At 38.8% G+C, this 24610-nt stretch carries 21 protein-coding genes; 18 read left to right on the top strand and 3 right to left on the bottom strand.

The genetic code is table 11. The features are described 5' to 3' along the window. The first annotated feature begins 121 nt into the window (after positions 1-121). From QNI08_RS07420 to QNI08_RS07355, 14 genes are all read left to right on the top strand, one after another. Positions 122-970, top strand: a complete 849-nt coding sequence (locus tag QNI08_RS07420; protein ID WP_285766791.1) for an alpha/beta fold hydrolase — start codon at positions 122-124, stop codon at positions 968-970. Next, the gene (locus tag QNI08_RS07415; protein ID WP_285766790.1) at positions 963-1685 is read left to right on the top strand and encodes a carboxymuconolactone decarboxylase family protein; all 723 of its coding nucleotides are present in this window, start codon (positions 963-965) and stop codon (positions 1683-1685) included. Before QNI08_RS07420 ends, QNI08_RS07415 begins: the two co-directional genes overlap by 8 nt. Before the next feature lie 14 nt (positions 1686-1699). Next, the gene (locus tag QNI08_RS07410) at positions 1700-2386 is read left to right on the top strand and encodes a CoA transferase subunit A (protein WP_285766789.1); all 687 of its coding nucleotides are present in this window, start codon (positions 1700-1702) and stop codon (positions 2384-2386) included. Positions 2387-2415: 29 nt separating this feature from the next. Then, complete coding sequence (locus QNI08_RS07405) at positions 2416-3024, top strand: 3-oxoacid CoA-transferase subunit B (protein ID WP_285767121.1); 609 nt, start codon at positions 2416-2418, stop codon at positions 3022-3024. A gap of 158 nt (positions 3025-3182) precedes the next feature. Continuing rightward, the gene (locus tag QNI08_RS07400) at positions 3183-4319 is read left to right on the top strand and encodes a muconate cycloisomerase family protein (protein WP_285766788.1); all 1137 of its coding nucleotides are present in this window, start codon (positions 3183-3185) and stop codon (positions 4317-4319) included. Positions 4320-4385: 66 nt separating this feature from the next. Beyond that, positions 4386-4709 (top strand): DUF3870 domain-containing protein, encoded by a 324-nt coding sequence (locus QNI08_RS07395; RefSeq protein ID WP_285766787.1) that lies wholly within the window; start codon positions 4386-4388, stop codon positions 4707-4709. Between the two features lie 20 nt (positions 4710-4729). Then, positions 4730-5923, top strand: coding sequence for a thiolase family protein (locus QNI08_RS07390; protein ID WP_285766786.1), 1194 nt, complete (start codon positions 4730-4732; stop codon positions 5921-5923). A 315-nt stretch (positions 5924-6238) separates the two neighbouring features. Next, positions 6239-7519 carry an MFS transporter gene (locus QNI08_RS07385; protein WP_285766785.1) on the top strand — a complete coding sequence of 427 codons (1281 nt, stop codon included), beginning with the start codon at positions 6239-6241 and terminating at the stop codon, positions 7517-7519. A gap of 1864 nt (positions 7520-9383) precedes the next feature. Further along, on the top strand, positions 9384-11723 hold the full coding sequence (locus QNI08_RS07380) for a glycoside hydrolase family 65 protein (RefSeq protein WP_285766784.1): 2340 nt from the start codon (positions 9384-9386) through the stop codon (positions 11721-11723). 24 nt (positions 11724-11747) lie between these two features. Further along, the gene (locus tag QNI08_RS07375; protein WP_285766783.1) at positions 11748-12992 is read left to right on the top strand and encodes a sugar ABC transporter substrate-binding protein; all 1245 of its coding nucleotides are present in this window, start codon (positions 11748-11750) and stop codon (positions 12990-12992) included. Between the two features lie 188 nt (positions 12993-13180). Beyond that, positions 13181-14062: a carbohydrate ABC transporter permease gene (locus QNI08_RS07370; protein ID WP_285766782.1), complete on the top strand. Its 882-nt coding sequence runs from the start codon at positions 13181-13183 to the stop codon at positions 14060-14062. After that, positions 14055-14894 (top strand): carbohydrate ABC transporter permease, encoded by an 840-nt coding sequence (locus tag QNI08_RS07365; RefSeq protein ID WP_285766781.1) that lies wholly within the window; start codon positions 14055-14057, stop codon positions 14892-14894. The genes QNI08_RS07370 and QNI08_RS07365 overlap by 8 nt, the downstream gene beginning before the upstream one ends. 21 nt (positions 14895-14915) lie before the next feature. Beyond that, entirely contained in the window at positions 14916-15584 is a 669-nt protein-coding gene (pgmB, locus tag QNI08_RS07360) for a beta-phosphoglucomutase (RefSeq protein WP_285766780.1), read from the top strand. Positions 15585-15625: 41 nt separating this feature from the next. After that, on the top strand, positions 15626-16651 hold the full coding sequence (locus QNI08_RS07355) for a LacI family DNA-binding transcriptional regulator (protein ID WP_285766779.1): 1026 nt from the start codon (positions 15626-15628) through the stop codon (positions 16649-16651). Between the two features lie 131 nt (positions 16652-16782). On the opposite strand, the gene QNI08_RS07350 is transcribed toward QNI08_RS07355, so the two are convergent. Both QNI08_RS07350 and QNI08_RS22575 read right to left on the bottom strand, forming a co-directional pair. Then, positions 16783-17511 (bottom strand): tyrosine-type recombinase/integrase, encoded by a 729-nt coding sequence (locus QNI08_RS07350; protein WP_483313752.1) that lies wholly within the window; start codon positions 17509-17511, stop codon positions 16783-16785. 148 nt (positions 17512-17659) lie between these two features. Further along, entirely contained in the window at positions 17660-17857 is a 198-nt protein-coding gene (locus QNI08_RS22575) for a hypothetical protein (protein WP_483313751.1), read from the bottom strand. A gap of 480 nt (positions 17858-18337) precedes the next feature. Here QNI08_RS22575 and QNI08_RS07345 point away from each other — a divergent pair, with 480 nt between their 5' ends. Next, positions 18338-18694, top strand: coding sequence for a hypothetical protein (locus QNI08_RS07345; RefSeq protein WP_285766778.1), 357 nt, complete (start codon positions 18338-18340; stop codon positions 18692-18694). A 222-nt stretch (positions 18695-18916) separates the two neighbouring features. Then, positions 18917-19240 (top strand): hypothetical protein, encoded by a 324-nt coding sequence (locus tag QNI08_RS07340; protein WP_285766777.1) that lies wholly within the window; start codon positions 18917-18919, stop codon positions 19238-19240. Between the two features lie 384 nt (positions 19241-19624). Here the strand turns inward: QNI08_RS07340 and QNI08_RS07335 are convergent, their stop codons facing one another. Next, a complete protein-coding gene (locus QNI08_RS07335; protein ID WP_285766776.1) occupies positions 19625-20554 on the bottom strand; it encodes an AraC family transcriptional regulator in 930 nt (309 codons plus the stop codon). A gap of 189 nt (positions 20555-20743) precedes the next feature. Here QNI08_RS07335 and QNI08_RS07330 point away from each other — a divergent pair, with 189 nt between their 5' ends. Together QNI08_RS07330 and QNI08_RS07325 are read left to right on the top strand one after the other, a co-directional pair. Then, positions 20744-22867: a glycoside hydrolase family 3 protein gene (locus QNI08_RS07330; protein WP_285766775.1), complete on the top strand. Its 2124-nt coding sequence runs from the start codon at positions 20744-20746 to the stop codon at positions 22865-22867. Positions 22868-23086: 219 nt separating this feature from the next. Then, positions 23087-24052, top strand: coding sequence for a peptidoglycan-binding protein (locus QNI08_RS07325; RefSeq protein WP_285766774.1), 966 nt, complete (start codon positions 23087-23089; stop codon positions 24050-24052). Positions 24053-24610 lie beyond the last annotated feature (558 nt).

Genomic DNA, 24610 nt, shown 5'->3' with positions numbered 1-24610 from the left:
ACCTAACGGCCTTTTAAAGATGAGGGATTACATTTGTCCGCAATGTAGTCCGCCTTCTTTAAAAGGCCTTTTTTATTGTCTTTGTGTTTAATAGCAATACTATAAAAGAGGTGCTTACAAGATGGAACTTTATAAGAAAACCATTAATGGCTATGAGATTAAGATAGCGGATTACCCTGGTGAGAAGGGTCCGATTATAGCGCTTCACGGCCTGACAGGAACTCATAAAAATATGCATTATTATGCTGAAAGATTTAAAGGGGAATACCGCTTTATTGCTGTAGATCTCCGAGGACGCGGCGACAGCGGGGAAACAGACCAAGAACCATCGATCTTTAAACACGCTGAAGACATCCTTCGCCTTATCAAAGAACTGAAGATTGAGGATCCTATTTTACTTGGACACTCCATGGGCGCATTTATTTCATCGATCGTGGCGAGCAAGCTGAATTCAGTGAAAGCGGTAGTTCTCCTAGACGGAGCGGCAAAAATGTCTGACCATCAGCAGGCAATTGTAATGCCGTCTCTTGGGAGATTAAGCAAAGAATATCAATCAAAGGAACATTATGTTGAAGAAATCAAAGGAATCTACAGCAATCTTGGAGTTACTTGGAATGATATCATGCAGGAGACTGTTGAATATGAAGTCGGACCTGTTGTCGATCATTGGGAAAATAAATCAACGGAGTCTAACATACTAGCAGATTTCGAGAGCTTTTACCAATATGATCCAAAGGAAGTGTGTTCAAACATCTCTTGCCCGTTGCTCCTCGTTTACGCAGCAGGCGATATTGGCAAAATGCCGCCTTTATTTTTTCTAAGTGATTATGAGGAAACACAAGCGAGCACTCCATCCATCGAAACAGTCATCTCAGGATGCAACCATTACACCATGGTGTTTGAAAATAGAGAGGACATCAACGACTTTATCGACTCATTTTTAAAAAGGAGGCTGATTCCAAATGAGTAAAGGCTTAGCTTATTTTAAAGAAGTCTATGATATAGTGCCCGACTGGGTTCAAAAAATGCATGATTACAGCCCGCAAATGCTTGATACATATACAGATATTAGGGGCGAAGCGTTCCTTGACGCGGTACTGTCCCGCAAGGAAAAAGATGTGCTGATTGCTAGTATGAATGCGGCTAGACTTTATGCACGCAGCATGGTCTACCATACGAAAGGTGCAATTGACCACGGTCTATCTATTCCTGAATTGGTGGAATACTTTCTTATTGCATACCTGTACAACGGTACAGCATCAATGAAAGCTTCATTAGAAGCTGTCTCCTATGCGCTTGAGCTTAAAGGAGTAATGGTCGATCAGCCATCAAATGAACCCGAATCAATCGAAGAAATAATCTCCACCATCGTCACATGGATGGAAAATGAAGATACTAGTTTCATTGTGGAAACATTAGAACTAATCAAATCCAAAAAAGATCAGGCCATAAAGGAAAAAATACTTTCTAACGGAAAAGTTCCAACTCGCTATAAGCATTTAGCAATGGTCGGAAATTACATTGTTGAGCTTAGAGGCAAGGACGCCGTGCCATGGATTGAAAAAGCAAGGCAGGCAGGCGTTTCGGAAGCTGATTTGGCTGATCTCGGCTTCATTTGCATCCTGACAGCAGGCATTCCAACATGGTTTGAACTAAGCGATTCTTTACAAGGCACAGGTCAATAAAAGGGGGGACTGACATGTCAAAGATCAAAACTGATATTCAAGTTGCATTAGCATGTGTAAAAGATGGCGATACGATCATGGTTGGGGGCTTTGGCTTAATTGGCGCACCGTTAACTTTAATAGACGGATTAACAAAAAAAGATGTTAAGGATTTAACGATCATCAGTAATAACCTGGGCGAGTCTGGTAAAGGCTTGGGAATCCTGCTGAATCAAAGCAAAATTAAAAAAGGGATAGGCTCTTATTTTACAAGCAACCGTGATGTTGGTGATAAGTATCAAAAAGGTGAAATTGAGCTCCAATTACTTCCGCAGGGGACGCTTGCTGAATCGATGCGTGCAGGCGGTGCTGGTATAGGAGGATATTATACAAAAACTGGTGTGGGTACACAGCTTGCTGAATCGAAGGAGGAGCGCGAGATTAATGGTGTGAAGTATATTTTTGAACCTGCTCTTACTGCCAATGTGGCCATTATTCGCGCACATAAAGCGGATACGCTCGGCAATCTCGTTTATTACAAAACAGCACAAAACTTCAATCCAGTTATGGCGACTGCTGCAGACATCGTCATTGTTGAAGTAGACGAAATTGTGCAGCCGAGCGAGCTTTCACCAGAAGAAATTGTTACCCCTCACTTATATGTTGATTATATTGTTGAAGCACAGCAAGTATTGACAAGGAAAGGTGTTGTACAGAATTGAACGTATTAGATAAAAAAGCCATACAGCATATGATTGCAGCACGCACTGCTAAGGAATTAACAGGACCATGCACCGTTAACTTAGGAATCGGAATACCAACCCTCGTTGCAGAATATATCCACGATGACAAAGTTTTTTTACACACTGAAAATGGACTTCTAGGTGTTACCGATGTTGAGGAAGAAGACATTGACCCGAATCTCGTAAATGCTGGAAAATTGCCGGTTGGCGAAGCGATTGGCGCATCGTATTTTAACAGTGCCAATTCATTTGCCATGATTCGCGGCGGCCATATCGATGTGGCAATACTTGGTGTCCTGCAGGTAGACCAAACAGGCGTCATCGCAAACTGGGCCGTCCCTGGTAAAAATATCATGGGTGTTGGAGGAGCGATGGATTTGCTCGTTGGGGCGAAGAAAGTCATTCTTGCTATGACCCATACAAATAAGGACGGAAGCAGCAAGATTCTCAAAGAATGCACGTATCCTATCACGTCGACAAGAAGTGTTGACATGATTATTACCGAATTAGCCGTGTTCAAAGTAGTTGACCAATCATTAAGACTGATCGAATTAATGCCAGGCGTGACGATTGAAGAGGTTCGGGCCAAAACAGAAGCAGATTTCATCGCAGATTAACGGGCAGTAGGCTTCCTTCGGATTCTGACCAGATAATGAAGAGCGGCGGTGTTCAACTGCACATAATGGCCCGATTAGTTCAGCTAATTATCAATGGGGATGAAGCAAAACCAGACTGATAGAAGTTTCATTTTACAGAACAGCTTGGAGATGAATAGATGATGATACGTTCAGTAGATATATATATACTAGATATTCCAACGGTACGCCCTCATCAACTGGCGATGCACACCATTACAGCGCAGTCGATTGTGGTTGCCCGAATTACAAATGAAGCGGGCCAAGAAGGCTGGTCAGAAGTGGCAACCATTGGCGGTGCCTCTTACGGTGAAGGTACGGTGGAAGCCATCAAGGCTAACATTGATCAATATATTACACCGCATATAATTGGCAAGGAACTAGCCGATTTTTCAAAAATCATGTTTGAGGTTTCAAAAGTTGTTAGAGGAAACAATTTTGCAAAAGCGGTAGTTGAAGAAGCGCTGATTGATTTAGTGGCTAAAAGTAAAAACGTCCCGGCTTATGAGCTATTGGGCGGAAAAATCCATGACTCCTTACCGCTTGCTTGGACACTTGCCAGCGGTGATACGGGAAAAGATATTGAAGAAGCAAAAGAATTTTTACGTCAAAAGCGACACAAGATTTTTAAATTGAAAATTGGTAAAGGTGATCCTTTTAAAAATGTCGATCATGTCTTGAAAATCATTGCAGCAGTTGGTGATAAGGCCCGCGTGACAGTTGACGTCAACCAGGCATGGGATGAAACAACAGCCAATTATTGTATTGAGAAGCTACAGGCAGGAGGAGTGTCTATGGTAGAGCAGCCGCTTCCAACCTGGAATTATGAAGGTATGGCTCGCTTGACAGAGCGGTTCATGGTGCCCATTATGGCCGATGAGGCGGCTAATTCTGTACAGGATGTCTTCCAAATTACGAAACACCGCTATGGAAATTGTATTGCTCTTAAACCATGTAAGCATGGCGGATTACTGGAAACAAAAAAGGTAGCGGCAATCGCTGAGGGAGCTGGCTTTGGATTATATGGTGGCACTATGATTGAATCAAGTCTAGGAACAGCAGCCTGTGCAGCCGTATATGCGACGATCTCAGAATTTGAATTTGGGACCGAGATTTTCGGGCCATTGTTATTTAAGGATCGCATTACAACTGATGAAATCCAATTCGAAAACTTTGAAATTATTATTCCAGACGGACCAGGCTTCGGAATGGAGATCGATTTGGATAAAGTGAAGCATTACGCAAGGGATTATTCCTACAGTTTAAGTTTAAAGTAAACTTTCATTTTTTTTCGAGAGTTTTGATACAATAAAATCAATATTCTTGAGAGGATGTCGAATTCCATGGGAATGCCCACAGTTTTTATTTCAACTTATGCAAAAGCACCACAAAACACACCGATGTACGAAAACAATAAGCAAATAGGAGTTATGCTTGAAATTCAAAAACAAAATCATGTTGTCGTGAATGCTGACGCTACTTTTATTACGGAATTAGCAAAGGATTATTTAAAACGGATTGTGATTGGGGCCGATTTTAGCAAGGATATTAGCCCCCTTCTGAAGGGGATTGAAAAGGATTTTTTAATCCAATCTCAAGGGGCGCTGATTGTCGCGCTAAAGGTCGCCCACCAAAAATATCACGATAATTTTTTACAAAAAAAATAATAACAATTGGGGATGGGGTCTTGAAAAACGTTGTCATTATCGATTCTGTTCGGACTGCGATTGGAAAGTTAGGCGGAGCACTTGGAAATGAAACGGTAGATTTTCTTGGAGCAAAGGTTATTGGGGAATTATTGGCACGCACTGGTCTAGAAAAAAGCACAGTTGAGGAAGTCATCATGGGGCAGGCGAAGCAAAGCGCCGATGTCTCAAATCTGGCGAGGGTTGCAGCGCTTCGTGCAGGACTTCCTGAGGAGGTTCCTGCCTACACCGTACATAGGCAATGTGGATCGGGTGTACAGGCCATTAACAACGCGTCTCAGCAAATTGCCTGTGGTTTAAGCAATATCATTATTGCAGGCGGAGCGGAGTCTATGAGCACAGCGCCGTATTATGTAAACGGGGTGCGTTTTGGTGTTACTGCTGGGAATACTTCTCTGAAAGACCCAAATACAGCAAGCCAGCCTGGATCTCAGCCAAGAGAAACCTATGGTGATTTAATCATGGGTGTAACGGCGGAAAATATCGCTGAAAAGTATTCAATCTCTCGTAAAGAGCAGGATGAATTTGCCTTAAGAAGTCAGGAAAATGCCCGGCATGCGATTGAGAAGGGATACTTTGATAAGGAAATCGTGACCTATGAAATCAAGACTAGAAAGGGTACGATTGAATTTAAAACGGATGAGCATTTGCGTCAAACCTCATTGGATAAGCTTGCTGGCTTGAAGCCTGTGTTTAAAGAGGGTGGAAGTGTAACAGCTGGAAATTCAAGCGGGCGTAATGATGGCGCTGCAGCGTTGCTTGTGATGTCAGAGGAAGAAGCCCTTAAACGCGGCTACAGGCCCAAAGCACGAGTGATTGCACAGGCTGCAGCTGGCTGCTCTCCAAAGTTCATGGGAATGGGGCCTGTTCATGCAACATTAAAGGCGCTAAAACAAACAAATCTATCGATTCATGACCTCGATGTCATCGAGCTAAACGAAGCATTCGCGTCACAGGCACTCGGCTGTATTAAGGAATTGGGACTTGATATCAATAAAGTCAACCCTAATGGCGGAGCAATTGCGATGGGTCACCCAATCGGCGCAACTGGTGCAGTTTTATTCACGAAGCTGATCCATGAGCTTGAAAGAACTGACAAGAAATACGGCCTTGTGACTTTATGCATCGCTGGAGGATTAGGGATCTCTACGATTATAGAAAACACCCAATTATAATTTTGCCGATATTTTATTCTCAAAACGATGTTGCAAGAATGATAGGTTTAGAGATATAATAATATTCAGATAACTATAGCGAACTAAAAAATGAACGCCTGTTTATTAACGATTAAGAAACAACCTTTCTTAATTTACATTAGTAAACGACCGGCCTTTTAAAAAGTAGTGATGCCATTTTGTGTATTCACCTTTTTAAGGGGCCTTTTTTATTCTTTTTAGGAAAATATATTCTAAGCACAAACAAGAGACGTTTTTCAGAAAATTCGGCTCAGAAATGTAAGCGTTTTATGGTCAAAATAGGGGGATGAAAAAATGGAAAAAACGCAGTCAAATCCATCTTGGATTATTGTTTTCATCGCATGTTTTATCGGACTCGTAGTGGATGGAATGGACATACAGGTACTAGCTTTAACTTTACCAAGTTTAATGGATGAATTCCACATTTCAAAAACAACGGCCGGGTTCCTCGGCACGATATCTTTAATAGGAATGGCGCTTGGCGGTATCGTTGGTGGCTGGTTATCAGATCGATACGGTCGGGTGAAAATGGCAACGTATATGATGGTGCTTTTCTCTATAGGTACCGCTTTACTGGGACTTGTTCAAACCTATGAGCAATTTGTAATTGTACGCTTTATTTCTGCTATAGGGATAGGAGCGGAATATTCTATCGTGATGATGCTCATGGCTGAATATGTACCAACGAAAAAACGAACAACGATTTTGGGATCATTACAGGCAGCCTATTCAGTAGGATACTTAGTTGCAGCTTTATTGGCAAATATGATCTTACCGCTTTACGGATGGCGTCCGCTATACTTCATCTCAATTTTGCCAGTAGTTTTGGCTATTTATATTAGACGTAAGATACCAGAACCTCAAGGGTGGGTAGAAGCTAAAAAAGAAGCGAAAAAACATCCTAAAAAAGCTAAGACTAACGAATGGTTGACCATCTATAAAGATCCAAAAATCAGAGCCATTTTCTTGTTCTGGATTTTCACTTCAACTTTTTTACAATTTGGCTTTTATGGAGTCGGGTCTTGGCTTCCAACTTATCTTGTACAGGAATTAGGCTTCGATTTTAAAAAGATGACAGGATATCTTGTCGGAACTTATACAGCATTGATTTTTGGTAAAATTCTTGCAGGTTGGTTAGCAGATGTAATTGGCCGTCGCGTAGTATATGCCATTGGTGGTATATCCACTGCCATTTTCTTGCCATTCCTCATCATGTATCATACACCTGCTAATATTATCATCTTATTAACTATCTTTGGATTTCTCTACGGTACACCATATGGGGTTAATGGTACGTACATGAGTGAAAGTTTCCCTACACAAATTCGTGGTACAGCTGTAGGAGGGGCGTATAACATTGGGAGATTTGGTGCCGCAATTGCGCCTGTTAGTATTGGTATTATATCGCAAGCACAATCAATTGGCTTCGGCTTAGCCATGCTAGGGATTGCATATGCTTTAGCAGGAATTATTCCTGCACTGTTTATCCGAGAAAAAATGTTTGATCCATTTCAACATAACATGAATACATCTACCTCCCAGATAGAGAAAGGTACTGATCATCATTCTGCGTAAGTGATTAAATGTTAAACTAAGCTTAAAAAAATTAAAGCGTCTAAATATTAATGCTCTGGATTATTTATATACAGAATGAATAACTATTCTAACTACCTAAGACATGATCATTTTCTTAACTGCTATTCTCGCTTAAATTATTAATTTGCCGGTGCATAAGGAGGGGGAGCATTCATGGGGTGCTCTTCTTTTTTGTAGTGTTCTGGCAGAATGTTTTATGGGGAACAGCTTAGCATATTGCGTAAACCTGAACTGTGGATAGCAAACGTAGCTGTTGTTTTCATCCATGCAACTATTTTTACTATATACAGTTACTTTGCCGAACACCTTGGACAAATCACTCGTATGAACGGTTCATGGATTAGCATTATGCCGTTTGTCTATAGTGTAACCATGATGATTGGGAACTTTTTATTTGGGATTTTTATGCAAATAAGTATAACAAAAACAATAATTCTATTTCCTTTGATTTATTCAGGTATCAACTTATCTACTTATCTGTTTACTTTCTAGGTTCTTTTTTCTTCCGATGGCAGTTTTTGTATTCATTAGGGGGGATACGTTTTGGAGGGATTATTATAGGTCAAGCCTTGTTAATGGCTGAGGTGAGAGAAGCACCCGAATTCGGAAACAGCTTGAATGTCTCATTTTCAAAAGTAGACATTCAGTGACACTTTTATTAGAGTAATAATATGTTACAAGATAAAGAAATTGCAATAAATAGTTTGGACTGGGCGCCTATTCGAGAACAACTCTCGAGTAGGCTTATTATGGTTCACGGTAGTGTATTTAAATGTATTTTTTCCGCAACTTCCTTCCTAGTGGTATATGCTTATTATTCTATTAAAAAATCCAATTTGCTTTTTAAATGTATAAATGGCGTTACATATCACTTAATATTTTTATTTATAGATTGATATTGTGGTTATTAGTGTGAGCTTGAGCCATCAGAATTTGGTTTAACAGATGAAATGTAATCATACCGGTAAAAACATGAGCAAGTTTAAATCAATAAGGTTCCTGCGACATCTTTTTCTTATGGAACTAAAGGGGCAGCATTCCTGTTAGAAGGATGTTCGAGGTCTTGAATGAAAAAGGGTCCTCTTATATGATGCATAAGTTACGCCAGTTGAATCTTGAAGTGGTGTAGATAAAGCATACCGCCGATGAACACACTGCCTCTAATTTTGATTCATTCTGCCCTAATAGAAGCTCCTAACTGACTCGAAGTTATTTTTAAAAGATATTTTTAGTATTCGATGGTTATTAATAATTTCCTTCTTTGTAACGCCCCTTACCCGTTCGAGTTTATTTAACTTAGGGCGTTGAATGGTACTTATACCATTGTCATAGAATAGCTGAATATTCACCAATCATTTATCTTGCCATCACTCGCTAGTTTTGAAACAAGGATCATTTCGTATCTAGTATTATACGTTGTTAGCTTGATGGGCATGTGGTAGAACCACTTATATGTCATTGTTCGTCACTTGTAATTAAATATTGTGAACATTTCGAAAAAAACTAGATTTGAGTTGACTCATAAAAACGTTTGCAATATTATCTATATATACAAGTTTTTGTAGTACAAAAGAATACGGCTTTTTCAATTGAGTCTTAATCCAATTTATGGGTGAAGATTTTAATTTTCATTAAAATCTAAAACGTTTTCGTAAATGAAGATTTAGAGTTATATATTTTGACTGAAAGTTTTCGTTTGTTTCATACATGCAACTTGTAAGCGTTAACTTAAATTACTATTTTAATAATTTTGAAAGATGCGGTAGCGTTTTCAGATTTTCTCAGCTAGAGAATTTATATTTTTTTAACAAAAACGAAAACGTTTTCGAAAGGGGATTTTTTTATGATGAATTACACACTTGGTAAAGGGGAATTTGAAAACTGGGTTGTTTCTGAGGTTGAATTTTCTCCTGATACCCTAGGAAAGAGCGAATCGATTATGTATATGGGCAATGGGTACATGGGATTGCGTTCAGCAACCGAGGAGGCTTACCTAAAAGAGGTTAGGAACTTATTTGTAAGCGGAACTTTTAATAAGTTTGATGAAAATGAAGTGACAGAACTACCGAATTTAGCTGATGTTACACGCATCGATATTCGTGTCGATGATGAGCGATTCAGCTTAGAGTTCGGACAAACCACTGAATATGTTCGCAAGTTGAATCTTAAGACAGCAGAGTTAACTAGATCCTTTAATTGGACTTCACCAAATGGAAAAGAATTGCGCTTCCATTTCAGACGATTTGTCTCGCTTGATAATTTGCATAATATTGGCATGAAGATGGAAATCGAAAGCGTAAATGATCAAGTTGACATTTCCTTTGACTCTGGTATTAATGCACAAATGAGTAACACTGGTTCACAGCATTTCCATGAAGGGGAGAAACGGATTTTTGATAACCGTTTTGTACAACTCCTTCAAACAACAACTGAATCAAACATAGACATGGTCATTAATACTGCTCACAAGGTAACCATTAATGGATTAGAAACAGAAGAACCTAAAATGGTCATGGATCGTCGTAAAGTATGGTTGACTTACCATAATATCCTTGAGCCAGGCGACAAATTGGAAATGGAAAAAATCACGAATATTTATACGAGCCGGGACAGAGAATTTGACACATCAGATTATGCGCTCGAAAATCTTCGTGAATTTTCGTTGCAAGATTTGAAAGAAAGCTATGAAAAGGGATATGAATCCTTATTCCAGTCGCATCAGGATGGCTGGGCAAAAAAAGTATGGAATGCTTATAACCTTGAGGTAAACAGTAAGGATTCATTTGATGAGCTCGCATTGCGATTCGCTTTATATCATTTGACGGTTATGACACCTGCTCATGATGAAAGAATGGGAATCGGTGCGAAAGCCTTGAGTGGTGAGGGCTACAAAGGTCATTCATTCTGGGATACAGAAGTATTCATTCTTCCGTTTTTCATGTATACAAATCCTAAGGTTGCTAAGTCGCTCTTAAAATATCGTTACCTTGGATTAGCGGGAGCAAGGAAAAAAGCTAAGGAAAACGGCTATGAAGGTGCGATGTACCCTTGGGAAGCTGCCTGGCCAACTGATGGAGAAGTAACTCCGGTTTGGGGAGCCGTTGATATTGTAACGGGAAAACAAACGAAGATTTGGTCTGGTTTCATTGAACAGCATATTACAGCAGACATTGCACTTGCCGTTCATCAGTATTATACGATTAATGGCGATCAAGAGTTTATGGATCAATATGGCTATGAGATGATTTTTGATACTGCTAAGTTTTGGGCAAGTCGCCTTGAGTGGAATGAAGGAAAGCAAGAGTATCACATCAATCAAGTTGTGGGTCCAGATGAATATAAAGAGCATGTAAATAATAATGCATTTACCAATTACATGGCCCATTTCAATATGCAGCTTGCCATGAAATATGCAGATTCACTTAAAGAAGAAAATCCAACCCGTTTTGAACAATTAGATAAACTATTGGCTATTAATGCTTCATATGAAGAGTGGCAGTTAAAATCAACTAAAATCTATTTGCCAGAGCCGCGTGAGGAAGATTTAGTTATTCCGCAAGATGATACGTACCTTCAGTTAAAAGAACTTGATTTAACAAAGTACAAGAGTCAGGAAAAAGTTGGCGGTCTCTTTGACGATTACAACCTAGAACAGGTCAATCAAATTCAAATCACCAAGCAAGCGGATATTGTCATCTTGCAATTATTGCTGGAACAAACCTTCTCTACAGAAGTGAAAAAAGCAAACTTTAATTATTACGAGCCAAGGACATTGCATGATTCTTCCCTAAGCCTTTCCTCACATTCAATTTTGGCGAATGACCTTGGCGAAGATGAGCTTGCTTATTCGCTATTTAAAAGAGCTTCTGAAATTGACTTAGGTCCAGCAAAGCATTCATCCGATCATGGAGTACACGCAGCATCGATTGGCGGAATTTGGATGTCTGCGGTATTAGGGTTTGCGGGGATACGAGTGTTGGAGGGGAAATTGAGAATCAATCCGAAATTGCCAAAACACTGGAATGATATGAAGTTTAACATGTACTGGAAAGGCCAGCCTGTGACACTTACCATCACTCAGGATACCTTAAAAGTAAAAGCAGAGAACAACGAATTAATTGTGTTTGAAACGTACGGAAAGACTTATGAATTAAAAGATCAGGTTGTAATTGAATTAAACTAATAGATATGTAGGAGGAAGCTATGCATGAAAACAGTCGCTAAATTAGTTTCTGGTGCAGTGTTGGTAGCAGGTTTGACAGCATGTGGCTTTTCTAGTGAAAAAAGTGGATCATCAAAGGATGATAATTCCATCAGTTTAGCTGTATGGGGTTCATCACCTGCTGAAACAAAGGGTCTTGAAAAAACAGTAGCAACTTTTGAAAAAGAATCAGGCATTGATGTAAAGATTGAAGTCATTCAAGATAACTTTCAAGATGCATTAACAGCTCGATTTGCAGCAAAAAATGCTCCGGATGTTTTCTACCTAGAATCATTCACAGCACCCAAATTTATTAAAAGTGGAGTAGTAGCTGAACTTAAAGATGTGGACAACCCTGATGATTTTTATCAGCCATTACTAAACTCTTTTAAAGATGAAGGAAAATTATATGCACTTCCAAAAGATTATTCTACTCTTGGAATGTATGTAAATACAGATCTTTTAACTAAAGCTGGCTATACCATGGAAGATGTACCAAAGGATTGGGTTGGTTTAATGGCATTTTCTAAAGAGCTTCAAGGGAAATTAGCTAAAGACCAGGCTGCTATGATCTTTGATACTGCATTTGCAAGAAATATGAGCAGTTTAATTGCAAGCGGACTTACCCCTGTAACCGATAAAAACCGTGCTGATTTCACTTCTAGCCCAGAGGCGCTAGACTATCTTCAAAGTCTAGTAGATGGAAAGAAAGCCGGATATCTGAAAAACCCTTCTATTGACCTTGGTATGGATTCAGCTGGTGCAGCATTCGGCTCAAATAAAGCAGTCATCATGATTGAAGGGAACTGGGTATTAAGTGCATTACGCCAAAACTACCCTGATGTAAAGTATGAAGTAGTAGAAGCACCAACGGTTAATGGTAAAAACCAAACGACGACTTTTACAGTAGGTTATGCAATGGCAAAAGCTACGGATAAAAAGGAAGCGGCAACTGAATTTGTGAAATATATGACAGGTAAAGGACAGCAGCAATGGAGCGAGATTTCTGTCACATTCCCAACTCGCCAATCTGTGGCTGAAGCTATGAAACTAGATCAAAATGAAGTAGTAAAAGCACACGTTCTAGGTGCAGAATACGGTACAGTTTGGTCATCCGGAGTAAATCTTCCAGTCATTAGTACTGCATTTGACAACCAGTTCACAGCAGCGGTTAACGGTGACAAGACAGTCGAACAAGCGATGAAGGATACAGAAAAAGAAGCAAATGACGAAATTAAACGTCAGCAATAATTAGTTAACAATATATAGGACTATCTCTTATGACTAGCCCCTATTTTATCAATTACCACGAAGCGCGATTGACAGATGATGTGCTTCAACCGGCTAGAAACTCTCTTTATGGGAGCTACCGTGTAAAGAAGACATAAGTGCATAACTGACAAAGCGGTTGTGTTTCTCTAAATAAGAGGTGGGATCAAATGGGTAAGAAACGTTACAATACTTTACAGGGTTATTCTTTTTTAACACCTGCTTTACTGGTGATCCTTGTATTTACATTAGTTCCAATTGGTTATGCATTTTTCATGATGTTCTTTAAAGTTGACCTTTTATCTGGAACAAGGACATTTGTAGGACTAGGTAATTTTGAAAAAATCTTCAATGACCCAAAATTTTGGGCATCGTTTGAAAATACCACGAAGTACGTAGCAGTTGTTGTACCAATCCAGACGATTCTTGCAATGATTCTGGCGTCATTTTTAAACAGTAAAATTAAGTTTAATAGGACGTTCTTAACCATTATGTTTATTCCAACATTGACATCTTCATCGGCAATGACGCTGATTTTTATGTGGCTGTTTAACAACAATGGATTAGTTCCAAACGTAATTGAATCAGTCTTTGGCAAGAACGTTCAATTCTTGACCAATCCAGACTTGGCACTGACCGTCATTATGATCATGAATATTTTTTCAACGATACCGCATTTTATGATTGTCTTTTTATCTGGTCTCCAGGATATTCCGTGGAGTCTTTATGAGGCGGCACAAATTGATGGAGCTAATAAGGTAAAACAATTTGTGCATGTAACGGTTCCACAGCTAATGCCAATTACGTTTTATGTTTTGACAATGGGAATTGTCGGTACCTTCCAAATTTTTGACCAGGCGTTCATTATCTCAAATGGTACAGGCGGACCACAGAACTCAACGCTGACCTTCTCTCTTTACATTTATCAGTTAGCATTCTCGAGCAATGATATGGGACGGGCTACCGCATTGGCGTTCATGCTTGGATTAATCATTTTTACAGTGACCTTCATAGTGAACAAACTACTAAAAGCGGATAAAGTGAATGGATGATAATATGAAAAAAAATAATAGAAGCCTAAAAATAATTGTATATACGTTATTAATAGCATACTCACTACTGACACTGGCACCTTTTGTCTGGAGTATCTTAACTTCCTTTAAAACAACAGCTGAAATAGCTGGAGGTAGTACATTTTTACCGGAAGCATGGAGTTTTCGTGGCTATAAAACCATCTTTGCGTCACAGTTTCCACAATGGATCAGTAACTCCTTATTTGTTGCGCTGCTGACAATGATTTTTAACATTTTCTTTAATACAATGGCAGGTTATGCTCTGGCACGTATTGATTTTAAAGGACGTCAACTGCTGTTTAGTTTACTGTTAGTGTTAATCATGGTTCCTTCCCAGGTAACAATGATTCCGCTCTATATAGTTATTTCGAATTTGAATCTGGTTGACTCGCAGTGGTCTATCATTTTTACCACAATGATTAATATTGGCTACATCTTTATGATGAGGCAGTTCTTTATTAACTTCCCGCGGGATGTGGAAGAAGCAGCTGCGATGGACGGGTTGTCTTCTTTCGGAACATTCATCCGTATTGTCCTCCCAAATGCAAAAGCGGCTGTTGCTACTCAGGGTATCTTCGTATTTATGGGTGTTTGGAATGAATTCATGAAGCCATTACTATTTATTTCAAGCCCTAATAAATATATGCTTACTCAAGGTTTAAATGCATTATCCAAATCGTTTAAAAACTCTACTCAATGGGATGTCATCATGGCGGGATCCATCATTTCGATCATTCCGATTTTCATCATCTACATTATATTAAATAAATATTTTATAACAGAAAACGATCAGTCAGCAGGAGTAAAATAACAAAAGATAGAGGGGGTAAGTATGGTAAAAGCAGTCATTTTCGATTTAGACGGTGTCATTACCGACACAGCAGAATTACATTTTCAGGCGTGGAAAAACCTGGCCAATTCTATTTCGATAGATTTTGACCATGAGTTTAATGAACAGTTAAAAGGAATCAGCCGCATGGATAGCTTGAATAAAATTTTAAATCATGGCGGGGCAGGTAATAACTATACTGGACAAGAAAAAATAGCTTTAGCTACTCAAAAAAATGATGAATATAAGAGTTTGTTAGTAAACTTGAAGCCTGAAAATATTTATCCAGGAATTAAGGAATTGTTAAATGCGCTTAAAGAGGATAGTATGAAAATTGGGGTAGCTTCAGCAAGCAAAAATGGTCCGGCAATCCTAAATTATCTGGAGATTACACATTATTTTGATACCATTGTAGATCCGGATTCTGTCCAAAATGGTAAACCTGCACCTGATATTTTCCTGAAAGCAGCTGATCAGCTGCGTGTTTCTCCAGAAGAATGTATTGGGATTGAAGATTCAGAAGCTGGAATCGAAGCGATTAAAAAAGCGGGGATGTTTGCAGTTGGAGTCGGTACAGGTGAAGTGATGAAGAAAGCTGGTGCCAATCTCGTATTGGTAAATACATCAGAGCTTGTTTGGAGCGAATTGACAAGCGCAGTCAGCATTAGATAGATTTTTAGTTTAATAGTTTGGTTAAAAGGTAGGTAAAAAGGATGACCACAATTAAAGATGTAGCAATAAAAGCGGGTGTTTCTGTAGGAATTGTCTCAAAGGCTTTCAATAATTATCCCGATGTTAGTGAAAATACCAGGCAGAAGATCTTCAAAGTAGCGGAGGAACTGAACTATACGCCCAATGTTGTGGCAAAAAACCTATCATCTAAAAGACAATTGACAATTGGTATGATTACTTCTGGATTTCTTGACACGGACGGGAAGGATAACTTTAACCTCTTTAATTTGTTTAAAGGCGTGTATAGTGCGGTTGAAGATATACCATATGAATTATCTTACTTTTTTACAGATTCAAAAAAACAAAAGCAAAAAAGCTATACAAAATTTTGTGGTGAACGTAATATTGGCGGTGTGATTTTACAGGGGATTACTGTAGAAGATCATTATTTCCTCGAACTTGTCAACACGAAAATCCCTTGTGTTCTCATTGACCTTACGACGAAGAATGGCGAAGGCCTAATTGGAGATGTTTCTACGAACAACTTCGAGGCAACCCGCGAGGTAGCCAGCTATTTACTAGATTGTCATCACCGAGACATTGCCATTATTGCTGGGAAAATTGAAACGGTTGTGAATACTGAACGGATAGCTGGAGTTATTACTGCCTTTCAGGATCGTGGATTGGAGCTGCAGGAAGAAGACGTGCTACATGCCAACTTTTCTGAAGAACAGGCGTATATCATGGCAAAACAGTATCTCGAAACCAAAAGGCCTACCGCATTTCTTTGCTTCAGTGACTTGATGGCGTTTGGTGTGATGAGAGCTGTGAAAGAAGCAGGTTTGCGAATCCCTGAAGATATCTCTGTTACAGGTTTTGATGGTTTGGTTGTAGCGGAATATACCCATCCTCGTCTCACCACGGTTAAACAGGATTTCTTTGAAATCGGGAAACAAGCAGCCATTTTACTGCAGCGGATGATGGAAAATAAAGAGGCGAAAAAGAGAGTATTTGTTCCTCATCAGTTAATTAAACGAGAAAGTGTCAAAACACTTGAACCAAAATAACGTTTATTTAATCTTGAGCTTGCGCTTTTAACAAATATTTTATAACGTATAGCTTTTCCAAATCAATGACAATTTCCGAAGTTACAATCAATATAAAAAAGAGAAGACTAAAAAATCTTCTCTTTTTTCTTTTAATCCTTTTCACGATAATTTGTTCTTCTCTCACCCAGCTGTTTAGCTGCCTTTTTAGCCTTTTCCTGTTCTGGGTTTGTATAGAGAGCAGCCGTTGTAGTCGACGTATGACCCAGTTGAGTCATCAGCAAGTGAATATTTCCTGACTGTTCCATTAAATTCGTCCCATAGGTATGCCTCAGTTTGTGTGGAGACATGGATTTATTGGACTTAAAGGACTTCGTGTATTTCTTTACTAAAGCCTCAATAGCTCGGTTGGAAAGGGGAGTCTCTCCATCATTCACCCTAGTCAAGAATACATAGCTGGCATCATCGTTTGAGCCTCTATAACGTTCCGTTCGCACAGCTAGATAATCTTTTATATCCTGCATAGAAGGAGGAGAGACTGCCACTACATCCTTTTTTCCACCCTTACGTAAAGCGTGTATTTGCTTTTCCTCGAAATTAAAGTCTCGTAGCCTGAGATTGGATAACTCATTCACCCGGATGCCGCTACCTAAGAAGAGAGATAAGATCGCAAAATCACGTTCCCTGTCCCTTTTAAAGTATATGAGTTTCCTGGACTTTTCAGGTAGCTCTCTGTCATAGCCATACTTCACGAATTCAAGAAACCGAGCATCCTCATCTTTGTGAAAGATCTTTGTCGATATTCTGTAAGCACGCGCCCCCAATGTTTCCTTAACTTTACAACATGATGTTTCGATAGAAGCAAGGTTCACCATCATCATTCTCTGACTGAGTCGTTAAATACTTGAAAAGCGAGCGTAATGCTGAAATTTTCCGATTGACGGATACCTTTTCCGCTTTTTTTGTTTCCTGCTTATTGATGGGAATATTTCTCCGTTCCAAGAATTTGATAAAGGATTGAGCTTCGATTTACTTCAACTTTTCCAGAATCGAAAGGGGGATATTCTTAATATGCTCCTGCTCAGCAATGCCTTCAGCTATCAGCCATTCCAAAAATAATTTATAATCAAGAACGTAATTTAGGAGGATGGAAAGGGACCGGGTATCCAATTTATTATCAATATATTCAACGATATAGAAAGGCATGGACTTAACCAGTTGTTCCAAATTCTGCTCATGGACTTGATGTTACCTGGTATTGGCCATTGTTTTGCTCCTTTTTTAACTTTAACTTATGCGTAAAATTCAATATTTACGCATAAATGGATATCTCTAATCAGAATAATATTTAGTACTATACAAAATGAGTGAAGCCCACAATAATATAAATTGGGGGAAGAATTGCTCGTGGTGATTGACGAACAGTGATATAAGTGTATGTAGCTACAACAAGATCTGCACGATGAAACAATTTCCGTGAGATTTACATAAGAGTAGGTTATTTCGTGGTCCTCATTGTGAGGGCTTTTTTGTTCCAAATATAAACACCCAATTAATCCTAAGTATTTTGGAGGTGGAAGTCGTATATTGTATTGGATGCGCCTGAAAAGGATTATTTTAAAAATAAGCCCAGTTTACTAGGTTGGTTTGTTATACTAGAAATGGAAAATTGAGAGGTTCATTTTAATGTGTTGGGAAGTGTAAAAAATGCTCTGGAAAATTTACTTTTGGCTAATTATAGCTATATCGATAGCTTCAATGTTTGTGGAATCCGTTCATGGTCCAGTGATAGAAACTACGGATACTGTTATCAGTATCATATCAACAGTTGGATTATTTGGATATGTATATAACAAACAATTGTTATCAGAGTCATTCTGGAAATTCGTATTTATCATAAATGTAATTGAAGTGCCTGCATACACCATGTTGGATGTGCTTAATGATCCAGAACTGGGTGTAGGAGGAATGATTTTCGTTACAGCTTTCACATTTGTCATCTTGTATCCGTTCTTTCTAGGTTTATATAGATATGGATTCCGTAAGCAAAATTTAGCTTTGTGACTTCATGATAGCAGGTGCATTTGTTTGAATAAGGCATATAATATGTTAACAGTCGATAGTTATATTGATTCTATTAAAGCTAACCTAGAGAAACATTCAGATTTGTTAGTAGGTAACCTTAAAAATATCATTACATATAACTATTTTTCTGAATAAATTTGTTGGATTTTACGGCATTTATTGAGCCTGCAAATTTTGGAATTTTCAATAAGATTGTTTTCTATGGATAGAGAAGCTAACGAGGTTTTCTATGAAGGTAATGACACGACAGTTTTTTCAGGTAGTGTTGATGTAATTCCTGATGTAACATACTATCAGTTAATCGACCATTCATTGGATGATTTTCTTGATAATTTTTACGAAGAAAATTATCCAGCAATATACGAGTTAGAACAAAAAGCGTTTACAGATTGGTTTGGTCAATGTTGGAAAAAAACAGGCGGGGATATATTGTATGTACCATGTTTCTTTGTTTTCCACGACGATACTAAATCATATGAGTTAATAAATAATCAATGGATTGATGATGAAGAAAAATGGTCATAAAAAACGATGAAGAATGCCTATATATAGGCATTCCAGTTTGTAGACAAAAGGGGTTCGGAATTATTAATTCCGAACCCCTTTTGGAATTCTCTTTGAATGTTCGCGGATCATATATTTTCGTTGTAACAAGATAAATTGTTGTCTTGTTACATTCTTTAAAGTAAAAGAGTAAGGAGGGGTAAAAGGTTAAATAATAGACCATCCTTTAATGCTCATTAGGTATTAACGAGTCAAATACGGATTAGCCCAAATAAATATGGAATATGAGCTGCTGGCTTCAGTTCCTGGATTCGATTCATCCTTCCCTTTTTTAAATAATGAGAATTTTCATCGAGGCTTATCCATGTTTCACTGTACTTTCGGGGAGCCTCTTTGTTATTCCTTTCATGAAAGACGCATGTTCGTATAAATTTTGAAATCTTTTTGGAGTTTTTTGGGAGAAATATTATATTCTTTTTTGAAGAGTCGATAAAAACTAGAATAATCTAGGAAACCGCAATGTAAGGCAATTTCTTCTATGGAAATCTGATTTTTCTTAATCATCGTTACAGCAAAAGATAGGCGTTTTAATGATACGTAACGGTAAAAAGGAAGGTTCATATTTTTCTTGAAATAATGTGAAAAATAATATTTATTTAAATGAAAATGATTCGCTACAATGTCTAAACTTAAATCCTGATCTGTAAAATGTGATTCGATATACTCTACTATTGATAGGAATCTTTGGTCCAGTTCGTCCATATTTCCGTGACTAGCCTTACTATTAGAGGAATCGAAGATTGTTTGGAGCACCTGAAATAATTGATAGTTTAATGTGAAGGGGAGATTTTCTTCTCCTTTATCAATGTTTTGAGTGATTTCATCTAGTAAAAAAATAATTGTCTGGAAATGCTTTGTATGTAAATGTAACACGTGAGTATCTAATGTTTTTTGATAATTGATATTTTCTTTCATCGTTGGTGAACTAGAAAGGAAGTCATTCAGCAAATGCTCACTAACGCTAATGATGATTCGTTCATAGCTGTTCATTTTCTTAACATTTGCTTTATGAACAGCATAGGGAGGGATGATGACGACATCGCCTCTCTTTAAGGGATACGTTTTTCCTTCGCAAAAGAAGTCACATTCTCCATCTAAAAAAACGAGCACTTCTAAAACATCATGCTGATGCAATTGGAATAAGGACTCGATTTTGGAAAATTCCTCAGGGGATTTATCATGTATTTTGAGCCAATCATGGGATGGATGTTTTTTGCTAAAGTAATGAATGTTAAACCCTTTATTGATGACAGGAATTAGATTAGATTGCTTCATATCTCGTCAACCTCTCAAATAGCAACAATTGCAATTTTTTGAGCAATTTACGCCATTTATTTTTAACTTTTAGTTGTTATTATAACAGTAAAGAAAGCGATATCAAATTTATTGAGCAGGTTGTGGAAATGATAACTGGATTTTTCTAAAGGTATAGTGAGGAGAAGGTTAAGTTTAGGAGGCGTTACAATGGAAATGAATTATAAACAACCAGAATTAGAAGTTAGAGTGAAGAATATCATCGAAGTTGACGGATTGAAATTTAAGGATTTGAATAATAGTGGGAAGCTAGAACCTTATAAGGATTGGCGTTTGAGTCCAAAGGAACGTGCGGAGAACCTAGTCTCATTGATGAATATCGATGAGAAGATCGGTATGATGCTGATTAATACGCGCAAAATGGGGCTCTCTCAGGAAAATAAGGAAAAGACAAGCCATGATGGTATATTGGATGAAGCGATTGTGGAAAAAGGGGAAAATATATTCGCTGCATCAAAAATATACGGAACAACACATACCATCGAAAAAAGGAAGGTAAGACACTTCATATTAAGAGACAACTTTAGCCCAGCTGAAATGGCTGCATGGATAAATAAAATGAATGAAGTTGCTGAGGGAACTCGTTTAGGTATTCCTTGCTTGATTACATCCAATTCAAGAAATGAAAATGCAGAGCCTATTTTTGGTATGAATGATGCAGGTGGAATTTTCTCCACTTGGCCTGGAACCCTGGGTCTTGCAGCGGCAGCACAGGGAGATATTAAAAACGGTGGAGATGCATCACTTATTAGCGAATTTGCTAAAATCGCTCGCGAAGAGTGGGATGCTACGGGTATCAGAAAAGGGTATATGTACATGGCGGATACGGTTACAGATCCGAGATGGCAACGAACCTATGGTACGTTTGGAGAAGATCCAGAATTTATTTCTGATGCTATTGGTCGTCTTATCGACGGCTTCCAAGGTGAGGAATTAGGGAAAAACAGTATTGCCATGACAACGAAGCATTTTCCTGGTGGAGGAGCAAGAGAAAATGGATTCGATCCTCATTACAAAGAAGGAAAGTGGAATCTTTACCCTACTCCAGGAAGCTTAGAAAAATATCACTTACCACCATTTAGAGCAGCGGTACAACATGGTACATCATCTATCATGCCCTATTATTCTATACCAAGTATCAAGAAGAGTGTGGTACAAGAGTTCGAGGGTGAAGACATTCCTTTTGAAGAGGTAGGCTTCACATTCAATCACTATTTCATTAACGATATTCTAAGAGGAAAACTTGGGTTTAAGGGCTATATCAATAGTGACAGCGGCATTGTGAATAATATGAGCTGGGGCGTAGAAGAATTAAGTGAGGCTGAACGTTTTGCGAAAGCAGTCAATGCAGGGACAGATATAGTGGCGGACACAAATGATATAGAAAATCTTAAAATTGCTGTTAGTAAAGGCTGGATTAGCGAAAAACGCATTAATGAAGCGAATGTTCGACTTCTGACGGAAATGTTTACATTAGGTATTTTCGATGACCGTACATATAATTCACCAGAAGAGGCTACAGCTGTAGTTAGTAACACAGCGAATTGGAAAGCAGCTTTTGAAGGGCATAAAAAATCTGTAACGATTCTTAAAAATCAAAACGAGACGTTACCATTAACTGCTGAAAAGCTTAATAGTAAAAAAGTTTATGTGGAAGTATTGCACAAGGAAGTAGAACGAGCAACAAAGTATACTGAAAAGGCAAGAAAAGAGTGTCAAGAGCTCGGCCAATTTTCGATGACTGTCAACTTTGAAGAAGCTGACGTAGCGATCATATTCCTACATCCAAAATCCGGTTCTTATTTCAACGCGACACCAGGACTATTAGAGCTTGATGTTTGTGAGGGGAAAGTAGTATCAGCTTTAGATGGCTCACTGTATCAGGAAACGACTATTACTGGTATGGATCATCTAAAGGAAGTGAGCGACAGCCTTCATAGCCGTGGTGGAAAAGTCGTTATCAGTGTAAATGTAACCTTGCCATGGATACTTGAAAATATTGAACCGATGGCTGATGCTTTAATCGCTGGATACGATACCTTCTATAATGCACAGTTTGAGGTTATCGCAGGGAATAGTAAACCAGTAGGCGTTCTACCATTAACATTACCAGCGAGTGAAGATGTAATTGCCGTTCGTCAGAATGGTGAATGCGTGTCTAGAAACGATGTACCTGGCTATGACAAGGACAAATATATGCCTGCAGGGCTATCATATGCCTATAAGGATAGCGATGGTAATATCTATAAACTTGGTCATGGACTAACCTATTAATAGGGGGAATACCAGCGAAGCTGCCAAAAACATGTTTAACGGAATTGTTTAATTTCGCCCCCCCTTTTGTCTACAAACGGAGACCACTTATGAAGTGGTTTCTTTTATTTGCTTTTATTAGGGCTGATTTGTTTCTAAAGAGCATTTTTTAGGTTGTTTTTTTCTAAATTGTACAAGCATTTCCCAGTAAGTTCCATAACATATTAGGAGGTGATTGAATTGACAGTCAAATTGGAAACATTATTGGAACGATCGGAAAAGAACATGGGCAGCGGAATCCATCCAGTCGTCAAGGAATCAGCGTTGGAATTGATCAGACGGGCATACGAAGAAGGCATTTTTGTGCAAATCAGTGCCGGCTATCGTTCAAATGAAGAACAAGCGAGGTTATATGGTCAAGGTCGCCTAGGATATAGCTACGGAGGGGTGAATTATAGTGATTTATCAAAACCGGTAGTGACTAATGCGATGCCAGGTCAATCTTATCACAATTATGGACTGGCCATCGATTATTTCATCGTAAGTGATGATGGGAGAAATGCGATCTGGACGGTTGATGAAAAATGGAGGCGGGCAGGGGAGATCGGCAAATCCTTGGGCTTTGCGTGGGGCGGGGATTGGTTAATTTTTAAAGATTATCCACACCTAGAAATGACGGGAGGGCTCTCGTATATTCAGCTTCAGGCTGGCCTAAAGCCTAATTTGACATCAAAGGTGAGTGGGGCCACACCATCCCCGGGGTCAAGTGTGAAACCGGATGTCATCGAAAAAGACCCGCCTGCTAAGGAAAGTGGAGATCAGACCATCAGGGCCATTCAAACCACATTGAATAAGCGGTACCAAGCAAAAATCGCTGTGGACGGCTTTTATGGACCGAATACGAAGAAAGCGCTGATCAAGGGATTTCAAACGGAATTGAATAAACAATACGGGGCAAAGCTTATTGTCGATGGATTATGGGGACCGCGAACAAGAGCTGCATTACCTAATGTTAGGGAAGGAGCCCAAGGCAATATCACTTATATCCTTCAAGCGGCACTTTATTTGGAAGGCTTCAATCCACGGGGGATAGACGGAATCTTTGGGAGTGGAACGGAATCGGCAGTGAGGGCATTTCAAAGGTCTGCAGGAATATATGCAGATGGCATCGTCGGCGAAAATACATTTTCGAAACTATTTGGGTGAAGTGAACTGGAGAGGTGCCTAATTTGGTCACATGCTTATAGCTTATCAAAAAAGTCCATTAGAGGGCTTTTTTGCTTTTGGTGAGGCGGGGCAGTACAGAGGTTTGCTAGGCAGAAGTAAGTGATAGCGGAAAGGAGGTCGGTGTCATCACAACATCATATAGTTTAGTATATCTTCTTGAAGGGATATACATAGATACGGATTTTCAAAGAAGGAGTGGAGGTTATTACCATCGGATCATATACAAAGTAAACGCTTTCATATAAAATGATATTGATAGAAAGTAAAGCCGAGAGGTGTGTGCAATATGGTGAATAAGGACGAAGGGAATTTCTTGAAAGGTCTTTTGTTTGGAACATCTTTAAGCATACCACTATGGATCTCTTTTTTTGGATGGATTAAATTAATCGTTAAGACGATATTTTAGAGCCTGAGGGCTCTTTTTATTTTGTTCGGCATTTGGTAGTCCTAAATGTTTGAATCCAGAACCTGGAGTCTATACCGAATCGCAAGAAGATTCAAGGTTGCACGTTCGGAAATATTGTAAATGAATGCTCT

Origin of the sequence: Peribacillus folii (genome assembly GCF_030271255.1) — a bacterium.
In the GTDB taxonomy this organism is placed as follows: domain Bacteria; phylum Bacillota; class Bacilli; order Bacillales; family DSM-1321; genus Peribacillus.
This window is presented reverse-complemented; position numbering and strand designations above follow the sequence as displayed.